This is a genomic window from Sphingomonas aliaeris, from assembly GCF_016743815.1.
Lineage (GTDB): Bacteria > Pseudomonadota > Alphaproteobacteria > Sphingomonadales > Sphingomonadaceae > Sphingomonas > Sphingomonas aliaeris.
Map to the genome: position 1 here is coordinate 943,842 of NZ_CP061035.1, position 17,443 is coordinate 961,284.

Here is a 17,443-nt window from a genome sequence, read left to right on the forward strand (position 1 = left end):
GATCGCGCGACTGAGGCGCCTTTGAAGACTAGAGCGGGTGAAAACTACCAAATTTATGCTTGATAGGATACCTCTCGGTCGTTGGCCGTTGGGCGTGTCGTATCGTGGATTGAGGTCGGAATGATTGGGGCATCGGCAGAAGCAGCGCAAAGGCTCACTGAAAAACTGGACCGCCTAATCGGCCTTACAACGATTGAACGCGATGCCATCGCGGCTCTTCAATTCAGGATCGAGTATGTCCCGGCCCACACATATCTGGTGCGAGAGGGCGACACAGTTACGCAATGCTGCATCGTAATCAACGGATATGCATGTCGGCACAAGGTCGAGCGCGCAGGCGGTCGGCAGATTGTCGCCTTTTACATGGCCGGCGACATCCTTAACCTCCAGCATATCTTGTTGTCCAAGGCGGACGATAATCTGCAAACCACTACGAAAGCGATGGTGGGCTGGATCGCTACCGAGAGACTGCGGCAGCTTGGTCGTGAGCACCCTTGTATTGCAAAGGCGTTCGCGATTGACGTTTTGATCGACGCGTCCATCTTCCGCGAATGGGTTCTCAATATCGGCCGTCGGGACGCGAAGATCCGCGTGGCGCATATGATTTGTGAATTTATCGCGCGGCGAAAGACCCTTGACACGTTGTCGTCATTTTCGATGACCTTGCCATTCACGCAGGAGCAGATCGCGGACGCGACCGGGCTAACGGCGGTTCATGTGAACAGGATGCTGCGAGCGCTGACCGATGAGGGAGCGTTCGCTCATCAAAACGGCCAACTGACGATCTCCGATTGGAAAAAACTGCAGACGATCGCTGACTTCAATCCCGGGTATCTACATGAAGCAGCATGACAGTTCGTTCTTAAAGTGCGCTGCCCCGCAGCAAGCGTGAATGAAAACCTGCAACCATCAACAAAGGTTAGGCACTTAGCTGCATGGCCCGATACTTTTTCGATCTTCATGAGTGCGGGAGCGTCACCCGCGACCCCGAGGGACAGGAGCTGCCCGATATCGATGTTGCGCGCGAAACGGCGATTGAGAGCGCAAGGGCGATAATGTGCTACGAACTCAGCCACGGCCATTTATGTTTGTCTTGTCATATCGACATCAACGACAACGAGGGCCGGAACCTTGAGAGGGTAGCGTTCAGGGATTCCGTCGAGATTTCTGGCTCGTCGGCATCCTGACGGTCTTTGGTCCACACGGATGCCGTTGAGCTTGCGATTGAGCGGGTCGGTGCAATTGCGTTCGCGCCGTGTGCACCAGCAAGGTCGCGCGGACATCGCGTTTCCCATATAACGCGATGCCCTGCCGTTCCGAGCGGCGATCGGCGCCACCTCCGCTAGCGCATTACAGCCACAATCAACCCCACGATGGATGCGAAGCTACCGATGAATGCGAGTGCGAAAACGAGGTGATCTCGCCATAGCATTTGCAGTCTGCCGGAATGGCTGTGCAGGAACGCGTCAAACTGCTCAGCCACGCGCTCATCCGCCGAGAGAAGGGCTACCTCCAAAGTCGAGAGTTGGTCGTAGATCGAGACCATCTCATCTAATTGGTACGTCGTCAGCTCGGGGTATCTGCGCAGCAGATCTCGAAAGCGATCCGCTTTCCGCCCAAAGGGGCGGTGCCGCTCTCTAGCTACTTCCATCATCGGAGCTCTCCGGATGCTACATCCGGCGGTTCGGCCCGCGCAATCACGCGTCCGCCCACTACCAAGCATGGTTTACTTAGAGTTGCGCCGCTGCCGGGCGCGGGGCCGATACCGCGCCCGGCTTAGAAGCCGACCTTGAGAGGATAATTCCGATGCGGTTTCAACACGTGCATCACGAGAGCTTAGGCCAAATGCGTAGACAAGCAAATCGGATGGTCGGTGCGGGGCTCACGAGCGCTGCTCGGGCAGCGCTGCCGTGACGATGATCTCGACCCGGTAGTCAGGGGTCGCGAGCCGAACCTCGCCCGTAGCTCGGGTTGGCGCATTAGTACCCCCAATCCATTCCTCCCACACAGCGTTCATGGCTGCAAAGTCGGCCATGTCGGCCAGCCAGATCGTCGCTTGGAGGATGCGAGAGCGCTCGGTCCCCGCTTCGCATAGTAAACGATCGATGGATTCAAGAACGGCACGCGTCTGGGCGGATGCTTCCTCACCTGGCGCACCGATCTGCCCAGCAAGGTACACTATTCCACCATGGACAACGGCTTGGCTCATCCGTGCTCCTGACTCGATGCGCTTGATCGTCATATGTGGTCTCCTTGGTTATCGCTCATTGTCGGTATCGCTCCAGGCCGAGACCCTTGATGTCGATCGGAGGACGATCGCCGGAGATGATCGCAGCGGTCACAGCGGCGGAGCCGCAGGCCATGGTCCACCCAAGTGTTCCATGTCCGGTATTGAGGAAGAGGTTAGATACCCGCGTAGCTCCAAGGATTGGTGGGCCATCGGGCGTCATTGGCCGCAGACCGCTCCAGAAACCCGTCTCTCCCGCGCTGGTTGCTTTCGGGAACAGATCGTTGACGCAATGCAAAAGCGTAGCCTCGCGCTGCTTTGGCAGCGATCTGTTGTAACCGGAGATCTCTGCCATTCCCCCGACGCGGATCCGAGCTCCAAGACGCGTGATGGCGATCTTGTACGTTTCGTCAAGCAAGGTAGACACGGGGGCTTGCGCCGGGTCTGCGATCGGGACCGTGATCGAGTAGCCCTTCACGGGATACACGGGGAGTTGGATGCCGAGCGGGCGCACCAATATTGGCGAATAACTTCCTAGGGCCAGCAGATATGCGTCTCCGCGCACGTCGCCTCCGTCGGTCCTGACTCGGGTAATCTCGCGACCTGAGGCATCCAGACCGAGGATTCTCGTGCAAAACCGGAACTCGACGCCGCTGCTCATCAGACGGTCCACCAACCTGTTCGTGAACAGATGGCAGTCGCCAGTTTCGTCGTTTGGGAGCCGCAGGCCGCCCTCGAAGCTGCCGTTTGAAAGAGCGAGACCGGGCTCAGCGTCAATGCAGCCAGCCCGGTCTAGTAGCTCGAACGGAACGCCGTAAGAGCGCAATACGTCCACGTCCTTCGCACTCGCATCCACCTGCTTAGCGGTGCGGAAGAGCTGAAGGGTTCCAAGCGAACGCTGGTCATACTCGATGCCCAGCTCCCCTCTCAAAGCGATCAGCTCGTCGCGGCTGAACTCCGCCAACCCGACCATGCGGCTTTTGTTAAGGGCATACCGCGCCTCGGTGCAGTTGCGGAGCATGGCGGCCAACCAGCGCAGCATGGCCATATCAAACGAGGGACGAAGGATGAGCGGCGCGTGCCGCATGAGTAGCCAACGGATCGCCTTCGCAGGTATGCCGGGAGCGGCCCATGGCGACGCGTAGCCGGGCGAAACTTCGCCGGCATTTGCAAAGCTGGTCTCGAGCGCCGCCCCGGGCTGCCGGTCGACCACGACGACCTCATGGCCGGCACGATGCAGATAGTGAGCCGCGGTGACGCCCACGACACCGGCACCAAGTACGATGACCCTCAATATGCTTCTCCAGGCATATGGAGAGTGGTGACGTTGTCCTCGACGTAGGCGCGGGCATGCCGACCACCAAGGCGCGTGAGAAGCTCGTAAGGGATGGTGTCGGCGCCAGCGGCAATGTCGTCGAGGGTTTGATTGGGGCAGATAAGGTCCACAAAGTCGCCTTCCGCGATCTCGCCGGGTACCCCGGAGATGTCCACCGTCATGCTATCCATCGAAATGCGCCCGACGATCGGCAGCCGAACGTCGCGGTGCCAAGCCGCACCAATATTCCCGCGTCCGCGGGGCCATCCATCTGCATAGCCAAGCGCAAGCGTCGCAACGTATTGCGGCCCGGAGGCGGTATAAGTCAGACCGTAGCCCACGCCAGTTCCGGGCGAGAGTTCGCGGATCTGCAAGATGCGCGCGCACAGCCTCACGACTGGAAATATTTTGAGGGATAGAGGTCGAGTTGGGACACCGTATAGCGCGATCCCAGCTCGCACGAAGTCCAGATGATAGCTGCTCGATAGAGTGGTGCCGCTGCTGTTTGCAATCGATCTGGGAACGCCAGGGAAAGACATTGTCAGTTGCTCGAAGCGCCGGAGTTGCTCGTCGTTCGCCGCTGCGTCTGGCTCGTCCGCGCATGCGAGGTGCGTCATCACGAACCGAAGATCGATATCGCTCGAGAGAGAGCCGTCCTGGGCGAGTGCCAGAGCGCTCGCGTTTGAGAGGCCGAGACGCGACATACCGGTGTCTAGCTGGAGGCCAGCCGGAAGGGGTCGGCCGCGGAGCCGGGCGGTGTAACGCCAACGCCGGACCTGATTGTCCGAGTTCAGAACCGGCACGAACCCCCAGTCCGCGCAGGCTTGCTCGCCTCCAGGATCCAATCCGTTGAGGATAACGATGGTGCATCCGGGAGGCAGCGCAGCACGTAGATCCAGCGCCTCACAGAGCTGGGCCACGAAGAAAGTGCGGCACCCTTCGCGGTGAAGCCTCGAGGCTAGCCGGCGGGCTCCGAGTCCATATGCGTTAGCCTTCACCACTGCGCCGCACCCAGAGGGAGACACATGGTCGCGAACCGCGTGGTAGTTCGCCGCGAATGCGTCGAGATCGATCACGAGCTGGCTCGAAAAGGTCGGGCACCGGAACTTCGCCATCCGCATATAATGGCGTACATCAGTGCGAATTTGTCACCGATCCTGCGCCGAAACCTGCTAGCAAGGGGCCATCTTCGCAGAGTCTACGACGCTATGGAGGAAACCAGTGGGCGCACTCGATGCCATCAATCGGCGTATCGTGAATCAGCTACGACTGAATGCAAGGATCACGAATAACGCGCTGGCTCGCGAGGTGGGCATGTCGGAATCCGCGTGCCTACGCCGTGTTAAGCTACTTGAGCGGTCCGGGGTGATCCAAGGTTACACAGCGATCATCTCGGGCAGCGACCCTGATGATGGCACGGTCGCGATCGTTCAGGTCGAGCTGGAGCGGCAGACTGAGGAGTTTCTAGCCCGGTTTGAGGCGGCCATGCGCAAGCACGCGGAAATTCGTGCATGGTATCTACTCACCGGGGCCGGCGACTATCTGCTACGGCTCCAGATCTCCAGCATGGAGGACTATGCAAAGTTTCACCGAGATGTCCTGTCACGACTGCCTGGCGTTACGCGGATCACTTCCAGCTTTGCGATGCGGAGTCACCGCAAGGCTTGATGCAGCCTCCTTCGACCATGTGCTGGTTGGCCGCTGCGACAGCGGGTGTGGTCTCCTGTCCCAAAAGAGCCAGCTCATAAGTAGCAGCATCAGAATGGCGACGGCCGTCCAGGTGAACCGCTCGCGCCGGCTCGTCAGCAAATCACGGTAGTCTACGAGGAAGCGATCCAGCTTCACGCCGACCTGCCCGCTTGAGCGGAGGCGCCGAAGCTCGGACGCGCGTGCCTTCCTAATAAACCCCAGCACCTCCTTGAACTCGGCGTCGGAAAGTTCGGGATAGCGGGAAAGGAGCACAGCGATCCTGCCGTCGGGATAGGCGGCGGCACTAATGCTGAATTCATTGCTTCTACGGCGGGGTCTTTCCCTTCGCGGTCCGAGCGCTGACGCTCGCTTCTCGGGGCGAGGTGCCATTTTTTGAACTCCGAAAACACTGCGGGCCGGTCCGCGCTGACAGCCCAATCCGCCTTCCCACGATCATCATCTGCGTGACCGCGGCTCGAAGCCGGGCGCGGGACCTAAGGCGCGCCCGGCCTAGCGGCCGAACTTCAAGGGGAGGTCCCCGTGAATGGGAAGAGTGTCGCTCACACGGCGAGGGTAGCCGCAGTCCGCAGGTATGCAAGGTGGCCGAAGCAGCGAGACAGCATTGCGGCTCATTGCTCAGTCTTGATGAAGCTGATCTGGCCACTTCGCTTGAGCCGAGCTTCGCGAATCTCATCCAGGCAGCGGATACCACGCGCCCGCATGGCCTCTTCAATGTCCGAGAGCGACAGTGCAGACGCTCTCACAGCGCCGTCTAATATCCGGCCGTCCTGCACCAGCAGACGGTTGCTTCCCTTGATCCAGCGCTCGATGACGTTCCACCGAATGGCTGTTGCGGCAAGAAGCCAATGAAGCGCAACAAACGTAGCGCACGCCGCAAGCGCTGGCCCGAATGGAGCGTTGCCCGTGACCGCGCGGCTCGCGATCGAGCCGATCACGATCACAGTTACGACGTCGAAGGGGGTTGCCTCGCCCAGCGCCCGCTTCTTGCCGCACCTGATGATGATCAGAGCTACAGCGTAAACGACTGCTGCGCGGACGACCATCTGTAACACGCCGAGGTCCTCGGCCTCGGATCCGAGACCTAGCAGCGACCGGACAAGATCGCTCATAAAGCGGTCTGAAGCCCGTGGTCAGGTTGCGTCCAACACAGGTCTCGACTGCGCGCTTGAAGGTGTTTCATCTGTGATCTCGTGGACGCGCCATCGGGCGACGCGGAGGAAGGTGATCGCACTGAGCCTACGGCTCCGAGCGGGCGCTTGGTTCGGCCTAGGCGCCATCAGCGCCTAGGCTCATGCCCGTTCGGTGCTGCTGCCCGAACGGCTGCGCTTGCGAAGTTGGCCCAGCACCACAACCGAGTGCGTTCTCATCCTTCGAACAGTCTACGTCCCACCGGAGGCGATGTTCCAGAAGCCCACATGGACCATGTCCCCCATTCCCATCCAAGAGGGCGGACGACAACTCGTTTGACACTGGAGAGCGGGAGCGACATCATCAGGAGATGCAGCTTCGCGTGCGCCATCTCCGACGCCGTCTCCACGCGGGGCAACTCCTCGCGGGCATTTAGCCCCGGGCTCTCCTACGGCATGTCCCGAAGAGCTCGGGGCCACCATTCGTCAACGCAGGTCAACCGCCCTCCGGTTGCGGACGCCTAGGAGATTAGCATGAACGCGACGAGAGCGGCCGCAACGCGGCCGCAAATTCACATGATTGAGGAAGAGGCCGATAACCTCTCCGGCTTGGCCCTCAGCAATGAGCACCGGTTTCCGCAGGTCAGCGAGCTTTTGATCCGTGAGACCTCAAGGGCAAAGCTGTACGCCGCTGCAAGTATCTCTCCGGATGTCGTGACCATGGGTGCGCTAGTCGAATTTGTGGACGAGGGGACGGGTGCGCAGCGAACGGTCCAACTCGTGTACCCACCCGAAGCCGACATTTCCGCCGGGCGGATCTCTATCCTGACGCCGATCGGCGCAGGCTTGATCGGCTTGCGCGAAGGCCAGTCGATACTTTGGCCGGACCGAGAAGGGCATGAGCGACGGCTCGTGATCGTCAAGGTTCAACAGCAGCCGGCACGCGCCGCCTGAACGGCCCTCTCGGTAATGAAACGGGTAGATTGGGCGGTCCGCTCGCTTGGCCGCCGTGCGCCTTGGTGCCGAGCCGGTCGTGCGAGCGGGTGATGGTTGCCAGGAGCGCGCCCGTAATGGTTACGCCAATGAAGGTTCCACCCCGCATCGCCGGGCTCCTGTTGCTCGTAGTGTCGGGCTGCACGACGCTGCTCCACCGCACCCTCTACGAGGCGGGCCGGCACGGTCCTGCACAGGCCACCGAGATGGGAGTGGGGCTGCTGACGTTTATGCTGGCGAGTGCAGGCGTTCTGATGCTGATCCACGGGGGCAAGCTGTTCGACGGCAAACTCGATCCAAGAAACCGCCAGCCTGCACCTCCGAAGCGCGATATCATGAGCATTCTGACCGGTCCCGCCGTTTCAATCAGCGGCGCTTGCGATACACGCCAGGGCGTTGCGCTGTTGCAAGCCCGCCGAGCACTCGCAGCGGCGCGCCACGCTTACGATAATGAATTGAGCGCCCGCAATTTCTCCGCAATTGGGCGACGAGCATAACTTTAGGTTCACGCCCTACGCTCTTAGCTAATGGCCTTCGAGATGGTGGACAGGCGGCCGGAACCTTTCCTTATCCGGTTTGAGGCACGAAACTCACTTGCGCCAGCCTCCAGGCACGGTCGGGATCCCCGCGCCACACCTCATCGCGAGACGGGATCCGGTCCGGTATAGGACCACAGACTTCCGCGTGAATGTAGCGGCCGGTAGCTCGCAGGCGGACCGTGGAGCTCGGGTACAGCTCCACGAGTGCTTCCCGCAGCTTTCGAGCATCCTCGGCAAGTTCGATTTGTCCCAGGCGCCGTGGAGTACCATCCACGAGTTCGGCGGTTGCGACACGCAGCGAAGTGATGCCATCCTTGAGGATGCTTATGGAGATCAACGCTCCTGCAGCAGCGTCTGTCCACCAGTACCCGAAGCCGACGCCCAGCACACCGATGATGCCGGTGAGCCCCGTCATCCAATCGGCCTTTTGCATCATCGCGTCGGTGTCGAGCACCTCATCTTGAAGCCGGCGAGCGATCGGCTGCTTGAGCCTGCCGAGAATCACGGGAGGCACGATCGAATAAAGCAGGCCGCCGATCATCACCCAGCCTTGCCAGATCTCCTGACCCAGGAGGCGGACCGGCGGCATCGTGGGATGCTCCTGGGATAGGAGTGATGCCACGGAGTCGAAGATAAGGATTCCGCCCACACCGCAGAGTGCAACCGCCGCAATGAGCGAGGAGAGGCTTTGCACGCGATCGAAGCCAAACGGAAATGCGCCGGTCGGCTTGCGCCCTTCAAAGTGGAGGGCAACGAGAAAGACGACCGCTGGGATCAGGCTCAAAACGTCCTCGACCAGCGCCGTCTTCATCGCTTGGCTGGAACCCATCGCCAGCCACATGACGGCGATGATGGACGACATCCATCCGATGGTCCACCACTCCAGGCGACGCGCCTTGGCGAGGTCCTGCCGGACATGCCCGGGGAGGTTGCGGTTCACCGGCTCGCTCCCTTCAGAATGGGTGCATGCTTGTGGACGAGCGTGATCCAACCATTCTCGCCGTTTCGGATTATCGCGGCTGATGTGGGCTCGCCGTCGTTGTCGCCCCTCTGTCCCGGGGTCGGCATAAACGTCACTCGCTTGCTCCAGGGGGTGTCGGCCGCGAAGTGGCCAACGACGATGTCGAGTTCGCCCTCCTCGAGCTTCGGAAGAAGCAGCTCGGCCGGTCCCGTCACGAGCTGGGGCCTGCTGCCTGTTTCGCTGGCGACCGAGCTGAGAAAGCGACGTTGCGGCACGTCCGGTGCCCCGTTGCCGGACGAGATGATGCCCACTCGCAGCACCTTCGATTCCTGGATGCGCTCCATCGTACCCTCAGGATCCCAAGGGAGGTCCGCGCAACCAGAAAGCATCAACAACGCCGCTACAAAGTTCGCCTTCATCTACACTCCAGTCATGGGATTGCTGCCGGTAGTCCGCTTCGCAGATTCCGCCTCGTTTTTGGCTCTCTGAAGATAAAGCTCGACAAAGCGTCTGTGGATGCAGGCAACGCCCGGTTGAGCCTGTGCGGCCAATTCCACGTGGGCCTGAGCCCGCGTCCTGAAATAGCCGATGTTCCTTTCCATAACGGAAGTTCCCTCGTCGGGAAGGCATCGCGCCCTCCGAAAAAGGCGCCGCTCGACATAGTAAGGGAGTGTACAATGCCGAAGCGGCGCCCGAGTATGGTCGCCCTGCGACCGGCGGGGATCCTAGGCGCGGGTAAGCACGCCTAGGGGTGCAGGCGCGGAGTGCTACTGCCCCCGTGCACCATTTCCATCAAAGAGCAGCCAATCAACATCGATGACCAGCATGAGCCAAGTCTCTGGGAAGTCAAGTTTTGGGCAAGTTGGCCTTCCTAGGCCCCCACCCGGTGGCACAGATGATCCCTAGGGCGATCAGCGCCACTCCTGCGAAATGAAACCCCCGGATCGCCTCGTCAAGGAAGACGGCCGCGAGAAGAGCACCCATGATCGGCATGATGTTGAGGTAGAGGCCTGCGGCCGCTGAGCCAAGAAGTTCGACGCCTCGATTGTAACAGAGGTATGCTATCAGCGAAGGGAAGATGCAGACATAGCCGATCGCCAGCCAGCTTTCGTTTGCCCTTTCGATCAGCCGGCCACTGGCCATCTCCGCCACGTAAAATGGAAGCACGCCGGCAATACCAATGGCCAGGGTAGCGGCCAGGAAACTCAGCGGATGCACTTGAGGACGCTTTCGCAGAAGGACGGAGTAGAGCGACCAGATAATCACGGCACATCCGATCACGAGGTCTCCGATGTTGAGCCGTAGCGTCATAACCGATGCGGGATCTCCCTTGGAAATGATCACCAGCGCGCCAGCCACGGACAGGATGATCCCCAGCACCTGCAGCAGTCGAGTGGATTCGGCGAAGAGGAGTGCGCCAAACAGGAGAATCAGGCCGGGCTGAAGCGACTGGAGGAGCAGTCCGTTAACCGCGCTCGTCGTCTGAAGTCCCGTATAGAGCAGCGTGTTGAAGGCGCCGATCCCGAGAGCGCCAAGAACGATCAGCGTCCGCCAGGATCGACGGAGTTCGGCAGCGTCGCGCCGCAGGTGCGGCCAGGCGAGCGGCAACAGCAAAAGCAGGGCGAGGCTCCAGCGCCAGAACGACAGCGCGAGTGGGGGCACGAGGTCACGGGCTGCCCGCGCCACGATTGAGTTGCCTGCCCAAAACAACGCCGTGAAGGTGAGCAGGAGGTATGGCGCGGTCCAAATACGGTTGGCCATTCCCAAGGGTCCCGGCGATTGGACGTTCGATGTCGGCTTCATTGCTGCTCCAACCGCGGGGGACGACGGCTTGTTGTGTGAAATGGCCTGTGACGCCCGTTTACCTCACCGCGCCTCAGCGCATCCGGTCGCGCTTAGAGGTGAGCAGCGTCGCGGTCTATTCGAACAGGGGAGGGTGCGCGTTGCGTACGGCCGCCAGTTTGACTTTTCACGGCAAAGGGCCATGTTTCATGGCATGTGCGTCACGATCTCCGTTCGACACGCCGAAGTGCACCCAGGCAGCAGCACCGAGCGCCTGCATGCCCTGGGCGGTACTCCTGAATAGGCGTCCGACCTAGGGCTTCCTCCACCCGGCTAACGCGCCGGGTTCCCACATTCGCGAGAGCACAGCGGAGCTTGATTCCGCCGGGCATTTCGCACGTCGAGGAGGTGCGTGATGGACAGGTTCGTAGTCGAGGCGGACAGGAGAACGGTGGGAATCGCCGTGCGCGTCCCGGGTGGGTTCCAGTTCGTATGTTCTGATCCAGACTTTCGCTCGCTAGACAGCAAGGTGTTCCGGCGCGCCAGAGGATTGGCGAGCAGCGTCGCGGAGCTGGCGCGTGCACGACGCAGGGCGTCCCATGCCAAGACTTTGCATTAGGAGCGCCGGCATGGACACGGTTTGTCCCTCCTCGATCGGCGCGCTTGTCGGGATCTGGAGGGCTCTGCACAAGGACCTGTCGGTCGAGATGGACCCGACAGAGGGGCGTTATCTCCAGCACGTGGTCTACGCGATGGATGATGAGCTGGTGGCGGCGCTTCTTGCCGCCAAGCTGGCGATGTCCAAGCCCCCAAGCAACACACACTCGATGGGCGATCTGGTGAGACGGGGCAGCGAAGTGCTCTACTCCGTACAAGGGCGTCGACATCGTGCACGGCTCGTGCACGGCTCCGCTCGGGAAGATGGGCTTCTCGGCGTCGATACAAGGTTCGGCGCGGCCCTGCTGGGCCTGCGTTCGGGCCAGTCGCTTCTTTGGCCACATGAGCATGGAAGGCTCGTCGAAGTGCATGCACTTGAGGTCGCAGACGGCCGGGCGCGCGTAGACGGGGCCTTCGAGAAGATCCCGCAACACGGGAGCGTTCCATGCGCATCTGGGTGACCAGGACGACACCGGGAAACCAATCGACAGTTGAGAGCTTACAGGCGCTTGGCCATGAGGTGGTGTGCGTGCCGGTACTGAACGTGCGTCGCATCGATGCCGATCCGCTCCGCTCGCTGCCTGACGCGATCGTCTTCACCAGCGGCAATGGCGTGCGACACCACCCGATGTGGCCCGAGGCGCTCGACCTTCCCGTATTTACAGTAGGCAATCGCACTGCCGATGCGGTCATCCGTGCCGGTTATCGGAACGTCCGATCTGCCAACGGCGATCTCAGGGATCTACAGACGCTGATCCTCAACGAGCTACCACCACCTGGTCGGATCGTGCATTTTGGTGCTCGGGAGCCTGCTGGCGACCTGAAGGGCCACCTTCGGAGGTTCGGTTATCTGGTGGATAGGAAGATCGTGTATATCGCGGACGCCGTGGCTCTGCGTTGGCTCCTGCAGGTCAGGACCGATCTTCCGAACATCGATGGGATCATGGTGCACTGGCCCGCGCAGGTGAAAGGGTCGCGAAGGTGCTCTCTAAGACCGACTGGTCGGGGAAGATCTGGTGCATATCGAACGCATGTGCGCAGAAGCTGGCCAGAGTGCGTAACGTTACGATCGACGTCGCATCGAGGCCGACAGAGCTAGCGCTGGTGGACTTAGTCCGTCAGGGTGGAAGCGCGCGCATGCAGGCAGTGCCTCCTTGCGCCGTACGTTCCATCCGACTGGGCTCTGGGCTTCCCGCCAATGACAACGACGCTCCTTCGCATGAAGATGATGGCGAGCCCGAGGGTGAACCGCCGTCCGCAGCGTAAGTGCGTTTGATCGCTCGACTTGGGGGGCGTGCCGGCCGTATCAGGCGGCATTCTCAAGCCAAAGGCATTGATGTTCGACAACGCACCTATGTGGGCAGGGAAAAGAGCGGATCTCGCTATCGACCTCGGCACTGCCAACACTCTGGTGGTCGAACGGGCGGCAGGCATTGTGTTCGAGCAGCCGTCCATCTGCTGCTTCGACGATGACCTGGGAGCGGCAGCCGAGCTTTTCGCCGCAGGGATAGCGGCCAAGCAGATGGCAGGTCGAGAGGTGAAGCGGCTCCGGATGGTCCGACCGTTGCGCCAAGGCGTTTTAGTGGACGTCTCTGCCGCTGCGGAGCTCCTGAAGTTCGCGATCAGACCTGTGACCGCCCGCCGGCGTCTCCGACGGGCGCGTGCGATCATCGGCGTACCGAGCGATGCAACGCAGGCGGAGCGCAGGGCACTCACCAAGGCTGCATATGAAGCGGGATTGGCCGAGCCGCTGCTTCTCCCCGAGCCACTGCTTTCAGCCCTCGGGTCCGGCCTGGACATTGGCGCAGCTCGCGGCCGCATGATCGTGGATTGCGGCGCGGGGGTCACTGATGTCGTCGTACTGTCGCTTGGTGGTGTATGCGTGGCCCAGTCGGTCCGTGGAGGCGGCGACGCCGTCGAGATCGCCTTGATGCACCATTTGCACCTGCAGCGGCAGTTCCGGGTTGGTCCTTCAGCCGCTGAAACCTTGAAGATCGCGCTGTCGGCAGCGCTGGCTTCTCGAACGGCAACACACGTCGAGGTAAAGGGCCTAGACACACGATCCGGCCTTCCTCGGACGCTCTCCGTGGCGGTCGAGGAGTTGCGGCCCGTCATCCAGAAATACGCGGCGGAAGTGACTACAACGGTGCGTGCTGCACTCTCACGGTTAGACCCTGATCTCGCAATGGATATTCTGGAAGACGGGATCACCTTGGCTGGTGGAGCGGCTTTGACCGCATTGGTCGCCCAGCAGATCGAAGAGTCCACGGGAGTCGAGACACATTGCCAAAGCGAACCTCAGAAGGCAGTCGCTAAAGGCTTGGAGATGATGCTCAACTGAGATGCACCGACCTCCATCTCGGCCCATCTTCCGGCCGCAGAACCGCTGACGCCCTCGCCGGCTCAGCACCGGGATCGGTTGAGGCGGTCCGGGTAAGTTAGGCTATAGCGGCGCGGGCTGATCTCAGCGACGCTGGGGCCACTTTTCCCCTGATGATCTGTTAGGTGGCGCCAAGGAGGTTTGCATGGCTGAGACTCTAAAACCGGAAACTGTGGCTGCGGCTCATGGAGTCGCCAGCGACAGCGCCTTCGGCGCGGTGAGTCCGCCGCTCCACCTGTCCACTACCTTCGCGTTCGAGGGCTACGAGCAAGCTCGGGCATACGATTATGGGCGCGCTGGCAACCCAAACAGGACCATGCTTGCCGAAGCATTGGCTCGGCTCGAGGGCGGTGCGGGCGCGGTGATTACCTGCTCGGGCATGGCAGCGATCGACCTTCTGGTTTCAACCGTGAGCCCGAGCGGCCGCATCGTTGCCCCGCATGATTGTTACGGCGGCACGCTTCGGCTGTTGAAGGCCCGCGCGGCAAAGGCGCAGATCGAGCTTGCGATCGTGGACCTGAACAACAGCGACAACCTCGATGTCGAGCTGCAGGCCGGGACCGAGCTCTTGCTGATCGAGACGCCCAGCAACCCTCTGATGCGGATCGTGGACGTTGCGGCTGTCGCACAGCGCGCCAAGGCAGCAGGAGCGAAGGTCGCGGTCGACAATACCTTCCTCTCCCCCGCGCTGCAGCGCCCAATCGCGCTCGGGGCCGACTACGTCATCCACTCCACAACCAAGTATCTGAATGGCCACTCCGACGTGATCGGAGGTGCACTGGTGACAGCAGATGCGGAGGACGCAGCGTCTCTAGGGGCTTGGGCGAATGTGGTCGGCACGACCGGTTCCCCGTTCGACGCCTGGCTCACCTTGCGGGGTATGCGGACCCTGTTTGCCCGTATGGAACGACAGCAGGCAACTGCGGCGCGAGTGGCTCAGTTCCTGGCCGAGCACGATGCCGTTCAGCGGGTCCACTACCCGGGTTTGGCAACGCATCCCGGGCATGCGGTCGCCGCGCGACAGCAGAGCGGTTTTGGAGCGATGCTCAGCTTCGAATTCGATGGGGGGACCCCGATCGTCAAGTCCTTCCTGGAGGCGCTGCAGGTCTTCACGCTGGCGGAGTCGCTGGGAGGCGTGGAGAGTCTGGCCGCTCACCCGGCAACCATGACCCACGCCGACATGGGTGCGGACGCGCGACGCGTGGCCGGGATCGGCGACAATTTGATCCGGCTGTCGATCGGCCTTGAGCATGCCGACGATCTCATCGACGACCTGTCGCGCGCGCTCGGGCCGGTTAGCGAGGCGGCTCCGCTCTGCCGATACGAGGAGCTCGCGCGCCGCGAAAACGAAAGGCGCCAAGACTCCCGCACCTGAGGCTCATCGCCTCCGCAAGAGCTCGCCTGATTTCACCACCTCAAACGTATTGTCGTCGATGTACCGAACCGCCTCGCCAGAAGTGAGCGCGAGGCGGCGGGAGCCGCGCAGGAAGCGAGCGCCGGTCTTGCCTCGGACAACTGCGGAGTGATGATACTCGAGAACGGTGAGCGGGGTCTCGTCATCGCCAATGCACCTGAACCGAGCGATTTCATGCTCCATCTGGGCTAAGCCCCGCGTGGCCTTGTTCCAGCGCCTGAGACACCTGCCGGCGCAGTTCCGGAAGCACGTTTGCCTCGAACCAAGGGTTCTTCGTCATCCATGCTCTCGACCTCCACGACGGGTGCGGCAAGGGAAAGTGGCGGGGAAGATATCGATCGAAGTGACGCACGCGATCGGTCATCCTTCCCGTACCGAGCACATGTTCCTGTGCGTAGGTCCCGACGAGTAGGGTGAGCTTCACGCGCGGAAGCTGTGCGAGCAGCGGCCCCCGCCAAAGTGTCGAGCATTCAGGACGTGGTGGCGCATCACCGCCGGCGTTGGCCCGCCCAGGGTAGCATAGGGCCATCGGAACGATCGCGACCCGTGCCGCGTCGTAGAACTGCTCGTCAGAGATGCCCATCCAGCGCCTCAGCTGGTCGCCGGACGCATCAGAGAAGGGGATGCCACTCGCGTGTGCCTTGGTTCCCGGCGCCTGACTCGCGATCAGAAGGGTGGCACCTCTGGACAGCTGCAGGACAGGTCGTGGGCCAAGAGGGAGATAACTCGCGCATGCGCTGCATGATCGCACCCTCTCAATCAAAGGCTCTAGTTCGTCCGCAGTTCCGCCGTCCATAAGTTGTGAATGTCTCCCCGCTTGAGGTGTTCCTTCGCGAAAGGCAAATGTGTCGTGTTGCGATATATCGCCGACATGGCTATAGGTTTTTGCACGCCCGTGGGGTGATACGGCTTGTGTCTGCCCGGCTCGGACCGAATTGGTGGAGAAGTGGCATGGCGCACGTGCAAGGCTCAGAATGGCCGGTGCTTGCAGCTTGTATCGGCAGGGATCGCCCACCGACGGCCGGTGAGATCGACAGACTTGCAAGCCGGATCTGGCGCGAAACTCATCCAGGTGCACTCGGGTGGGATAGTGTGACGCGAGGCAGCGAGCTTCACAGGCAAACGCTCGAGGTCGCACTTGTGGCGGTGGGGATGCCCCAACGTGACGATGTGCACTCGTCGACGTTGCGCCAGCGGGCACTACGCGAAAGCCCGATCTCCGAGTCCATTGAACACAACGTGTCGCTTGCGCCCAGAACCCTGCCTCTACCGGAGGAAGGGGATACCGTTTCGGCGTCTGTGGCTCCGGAAATGAGAGCGGACATCGATCCGAGCGGCGAGCTTCTCAGCGATGACGATTATGCCACTTTAGCTGCGTTCCGCCAGAACCTCCGCAGCTTTCTCCGTTTCAGCGAAATTGCGGCCGAGGGAGCCGGCATCACTGCGCAGCAATACCAAGCGCTTCTTGCGCTGCGAGCAGCCCCGGACTGCCAGCTTTCGGTAGGCGAGTTGGCAGACCAGATGCTGCTTCAGCCGCACAGTACGAGCGGTCTACTTAATCGGCTCGAGGCTATCGGCATGGTTGAGCGGCTGAGGTCAGGGAGCGACCGGCGGCGAGTTGGGATCCGGCTCACCGCGGAGGGGCGGACGCTACTGTCATCACTGGCGAATGCGCACCGCGCGGAGCTAGCACGGCTGCGCCCGATGCTCGACAACGTGGTTTCCTCGCTGTGACAGGTCGAGAGATGCCTTCCTCTGTACTGCACTCTGTGGGGCACACGGATGCCTGAGATGCTCCCGGTTTTCACAATCGGCCATTCGACCCGCTCAATCGTTGAGTTCGCCGCCTTGCTGCAGACTAGCGGCGTGCAGCTTGTCGTGGATATTCGCAGCGTCCCGAAATCGCGGACCAATCCACAATATAATCTGGACGCCCTTCCCGATGCCTTGGCCGAGTTCCAGGTGGCCCATATGCGGTTGGCGGAGCTCGGTGGGCTCCGGAAGAAGTCGGAAATGCCGGCGGACGCGAACGCCTTGTGGCGCAACCAGAGCTTCCACAATTATGCGGATTACGCCCTTTCAGAGCCGTTCCGTTCCGGTCTGGCGCATCTCCTCCATGTGTCAGCGGAGCGCCGTACCGCCATCATGTGCGCGGAAGCGGTCTGGTGGCGGTGCCATCGCCGGATCGTAGCCGATTACCTTATCAAGGAGGGCAGACGCGTGTTCCACCTGATGTCGGAGACGACGGTGAGCGCTGCTTCGATGACCCCAGGAGCCATCGAAGCAGCAGACGGTCTTCACTACCCAGCTCAAGAGCTAGGCGCGGTACCCGAATAGC

General features: G+C 61.5%; 20 protein-coding genes. 11 read left to right on the forward strand and 9 right to left on the reverse strand.

What is annotated here, in order from left to right; translation table 11 throughout:
• The first annotated feature begins 120 nt into the window (after positions 1-120).
• Both H5J25_RS04210 and H5J25_RS21535 read left to right on the forward strand, forming a co-directional pair.
• Positions 121-852 carry a Crp/Fnr family transcriptional regulator gene (locus H5J25_RS04210; RefSeq protein WP_202094882.1) on the forward strand — a complete coding sequence of 244 codons (732 nt, stop codon included), beginning with the start codon at positions 121-123 and terminating at the stop codon, positions 850-852.
• Between the two features lie 83 nt (positions 853-935).
• Positions 936-1,187, forward strand: a complete 252-nt coding sequence (locus H5J25_RS21535; RefSeq protein ID WP_202094883.1) for a DUF6894 family protein — start codon at positions 936-938, stop codon at positions 1,185-1,187.
• 155 nt (positions 1,188-1,342) lie between these two features.
• Here H5J25_RS21535 and H5J25_RS04220 read toward each other — a convergent pair whose 3' ends face one another.
• The 4 genes from H5J25_RS04220 to alr all read right to left on the reverse strand — a co-directional run bounded on the left by H5J25_RS04220 (position 1,343) and on the right by alr (position 4,663).
• A complete protein-coding gene (locus H5J25_RS04220) occupies positions 1,343-1,654 on the reverse strand; it encodes a hypothetical protein (RefSeq protein WP_202094884.1) in 312 nt (103 codons plus the stop codon).
• 228 nt (positions 1,655-1,882) lie between these two features.
• Positions 1,883-2,242, reverse strand: a complete 360-nt coding sequence (locus tag H5J25_RS04225) for a RidA family protein (RefSeq protein WP_202094885.1) — start codon at positions 2,240-2,242, stop codon at positions 1,883-1,885.
• A 22-nt stretch (positions 2,243-2,264) separates the two neighbouring features.
• Entirely contained in the window at positions 2,265-3,521 is a 1,257-nt protein-coding gene (locus H5J25_RS04230; RefSeq protein WP_202094886.1) for a D-amino acid dehydrogenase, read from the reverse strand.
• Positions 3,518-4,663 (reverse strand): alanine racemase, encoded by a 1,146-nt coding sequence (alr, locus tag H5J25_RS04235; protein ID WP_318781346.1) that lies wholly within the window; start codon positions 4,661-4,663, stop codon positions 3,518-3,520. The genes H5J25_RS04230 and alr overlap by 4 nt, the downstream gene beginning before the upstream one ends.
• A gap of 100 nt (positions 4,664-4,763) precedes the next feature.
• On the opposite strand from alr, the gene H5J25_RS04240 reads away from it, so the two are divergent.
• Entirely contained in the window at positions 4,764-5,210 is a 447-nt protein-coding gene (locus tag H5J25_RS04240; RefSeq protein ID WP_225883337.1) for an Lrp/AsnC family transcriptional regulator, read from the forward strand.
• Between the two features lie 650 nt (positions 5,211-5,860).
• Here the strand turns inward: H5J25_RS04240 and H5J25_RS04245 are convergent.
• A complete protein-coding gene (locus H5J25_RS04245) occupies positions 5,861-6,361 on the reverse strand; it encodes a DUF421 domain-containing protein (RefSeq protein ID WP_202094888.1) in 501 nt (166 codons plus the stop codon).
• A gap of 552 nt (positions 6,362-6,913) precedes the next feature.
• On the opposite strand from H5J25_RS04245, the gene rnk reads away from it, so the two are divergent.
• A complete protein-coding gene (gene rnk, locus H5J25_RS04250) occupies positions 6,914-7,333 on the forward strand; it encodes a nucleoside diphosphate kinase regulator (RefSeq protein ID WP_202094889.1) in 420 nt (139 codons plus the stop codon).
• Between the two features lie 116 nt (positions 7,334-7,449).
• Positions 7,450-7,869 carry a hypothetical protein gene (locus H5J25_RS04255; RefSeq protein ID WP_202094890.1) on the forward strand — a complete coding sequence of 140 codons (420 nt, stop codon included), beginning with the start codon at positions 7,450-7,452 and terminating at the stop codon, positions 7,867-7,869.
• Between the two features lie 70 nt (positions 7,870-7,939).
• Here the strand turns inward: H5J25_RS04255 and H5J25_RS04260 are convergent, their stop codons facing one another.
• The 3 genes from H5J25_RS04260 to H5J25_RS04270 all read right to left on the reverse strand — a co-directional run bounded on the left by H5J25_RS04260 (position 7,940) and on the right by H5J25_RS04270 (position 10,633).
• Positions 7,940-8,851 (reverse strand): cation diffusion facilitator family transporter, encoded by a 912-nt coding sequence (locus tag H5J25_RS04260; protein WP_225883338.1) that lies wholly within the window; start codon positions 8,849-8,851, stop codon positions 7,940-7,942.
• Positions 8,848-9,291 carry a transglycosylase SLT domain-containing protein gene (locus H5J25_RS04265; RefSeq protein ID WP_202094891.1) on the reverse strand — a complete coding sequence of 148 codons (444 nt, stop codon included), beginning with the start codon at positions 9,289-9,291 and terminating at the stop codon, positions 8,848-8,850. Before H5J25_RS04265 ends, H5J25_RS04260 begins: the two co-directional genes overlap by 4 nt.
• 427 nt (positions 9,292-9,718) lie before the next feature.
• The gene (locus tag H5J25_RS04270) at positions 9,719-10,633 is read right to left on the reverse strand and encodes a DMT family transporter (RefSeq protein WP_202094892.1); all 915 of its coding nucleotides are present in this window, start codon (positions 10,631-10,633) and stop codon (positions 9,719-9,721) included.
• 650 nt (positions 10,634-11,283) lie between these two features.
• Here H5J25_RS04270 and H5J25_RS04275 point away from each other — a divergent pair.
• The 4 genes from H5J25_RS04275 to metB all read left to right on the forward strand — a co-directional run bounded on the left by H5J25_RS04275 (position 11,284) and on the right by metB (position 15,066).
• The gene (locus tag H5J25_RS04275) at positions 11,284-11,772 is read left to right on the forward strand and encodes a hypothetical protein (protein WP_202094893.1); all 489 of its coding nucleotides are present in this window, start codon (positions 11,284-11,286) and stop codon (positions 11,770-11,772) included.
• Entirely contained in the window at positions 11,757-12,410 is a 654-nt protein-coding gene (locus H5J25_RS21540; RefSeq protein WP_202094894.1) for a uroporphyrinogen-III synthase, read from the forward strand. Before H5J25_RS04275 ends, H5J25_RS21540 begins: the two co-directional genes overlap by 16 nt.
• Positions 12,411-12,605: 195 nt before the next feature.
• Positions 12,606-13,652, forward strand: a complete 1,047-nt coding sequence (locus H5J25_RS04285; protein WP_202094895.1) for a rod shape-determining protein — start codon at positions 12,606-12,608, stop codon at positions 13,650-13,652.
• A 184-nt stretch (positions 13,653-13,836) separates the two neighbouring features.
• Complete coding sequence (gene metB, locus H5J25_RS04290) at positions 13,837-15,066, forward strand: cystathionine gamma-synthase (RefSeq protein ID WP_202094896.1); 1,230 nt, start codon at positions 13,837-13,839, stop codon at positions 15,064-15,066.
• 211 nt (positions 15,067-15,277) lie between these two features.
• Here the strand turns inward: metB and H5J25_RS04295 are convergent, their stop codons facing one another.
• On the reverse strand, positions 15,278-15,901 hold the full coding sequence (locus H5J25_RS04295; protein ID WP_202094897.1) for a uracil-DNA glycosylase family protein: 624 nt from the start codon (positions 15,899-15,901) through the stop codon (positions 15,278-15,280).
• A gap of 155 nt (positions 15,902-16,056) precedes the next feature.
• On the opposite strand from H5J25_RS04295, the gene H5J25_RS20530 reads away from it, so the two are divergent.
• Positions 16,057-16,839 carry a MarR family winged helix-turn-helix transcriptional regulator gene (locus H5J25_RS20530; RefSeq protein ID WP_225883339.1) on the forward strand — a complete coding sequence of 261 codons (783 nt, stop codon included), beginning with the start codon at positions 16,057-16,059 and terminating at the stop codon, positions 16,837-16,839.
• Positions 16,840-16,887: 48 nt separating this feature from the next.
• A complete protein-coding gene (locus H5J25_RS04305; protein WP_202094898.1) occupies positions 16,888-17,442 on the forward strand; it encodes a DUF488 domain-containing protein in 555 nt (184 codons plus the stop codon).
• Position 17,443: the final 1 nt, after the last annotated feature.

What these genes read in the sequence shown, in the direction of transcription:
- H5J25_RS04210 (WP_202094882.1), top strand. Translation starts at nt 121, where the DNA reads ATGATTGGGGCATCGGCAGAAGCAGCGCAAAGGCTCACTGAAAAACTG.
- H5J25_RS21535 (WP_202094883.1), top strand. Translation starts at nt 936, where the DNA reads ATGGCCCGATACTTTTTCGATCTTCATGAGTGCGGGAGCGTCACCCGC.
- H5J25_RS04220 (WP_202094884.1), bottom strand. Translation starts at nt 1,654, where the DNA reads ATGATGGAAGTAGCTAGAGAGCGGCACCGCCCCTTTGGGCGGAAAGCG.
- H5J25_RS04225 (WP_202094885.1), bottom strand. Translation starts at nt 2,242, where the DNA reads ATGACGATCAAGCGCATCGAGTCAGGAGCACGGATGAGCCAAGCCGTT.
- alr (WP_318781346.1), bottom strand. Translation starts at nt 4,663, where the DNA reads ATGCGGATGGCGAAGTTCCGGTGCCCGACCTTTTCGAGCCAGCTCGTG.
- H5J25_RS04245 (WP_202094888.1), bottom strand. Translation starts at nt 6,361, where the DNA reads ATGAGCGATCTTGTCCGGTCGCTGCTAGGTCTCGGATCCGAGGCCGAG.
- rnk (WP_202094889.1), top strand. Translation starts at nt 6,914, where the DNA reads ATGAACGCGACGAGAGCGGCCGCAACGCGGCCGCAAATTCACATGATT.
- H5J25_RS04255 (WP_202094890.1), top strand. Translation starts at nt 7,450, where the DNA reads ATGGTTACGCCAATGAAGGTTCCACCCCGCATCGCCGGGCTCCTGTTG.
- H5J25_RS04265 (WP_202094891.1), bottom strand. Translation starts at nt 9,291, where the DNA reads ATGAAGGCGAACTTTGTAGCGGCGTTGTTGATGCTTTCTGGTTGCGCG.
- H5J25_RS04270 (WP_202094892.1), bottom strand. Translation starts at nt 10,633, where the DNA reads ATGGCCAACCGTATTTGGACCGCGCCATACCTCCTGCTCACCTTCACG.
- H5J25_RS04275 (WP_202094893.1), top strand. Translation starts at nt 11,284, where the DNA reads ATGGACACGGTTTGTCCCTCCTCGATCGGCGCGCTTGTCGGGATCTGG.
- H5J25_RS21540 (WP_202094894.1), top strand. Translation starts at nt 11,757, where the DNA reads ATGCGCATCTGGGTGACCAGGACGACACCGGGAAACCAATCGACAGTT.
- metB (WP_202094896.1), top strand. Translation starts at nt 13,837, where the DNA reads ATGGCTGAGACTCTAAAACCGGAAACTGTGGCTGCGGCTCATGGAGTC.
- H5J25_RS04295 (WP_202094897.1), bottom strand. Translation starts at nt 15,901, where the DNA reads ATGGACGGCGGAACTGCGGACGAACTAGAGCCTTTGATTGAGAGGGTG.
- H5J25_RS20530 (WP_225883339.1), top strand. Translation starts at nt 16,057, where the DNA reads ATGGCGCACGTGCAAGGCTCAGAATGGCCGGTGCTTGCAGCTTGTATC.
- H5J25_RS04305 (WP_202094898.1), top strand. Translation starts at nt 16,888, where the DNA reads ATGCCTGAGATGCTCCCGGTTTTCACAATCGGCCATTCGACCCGCTCA.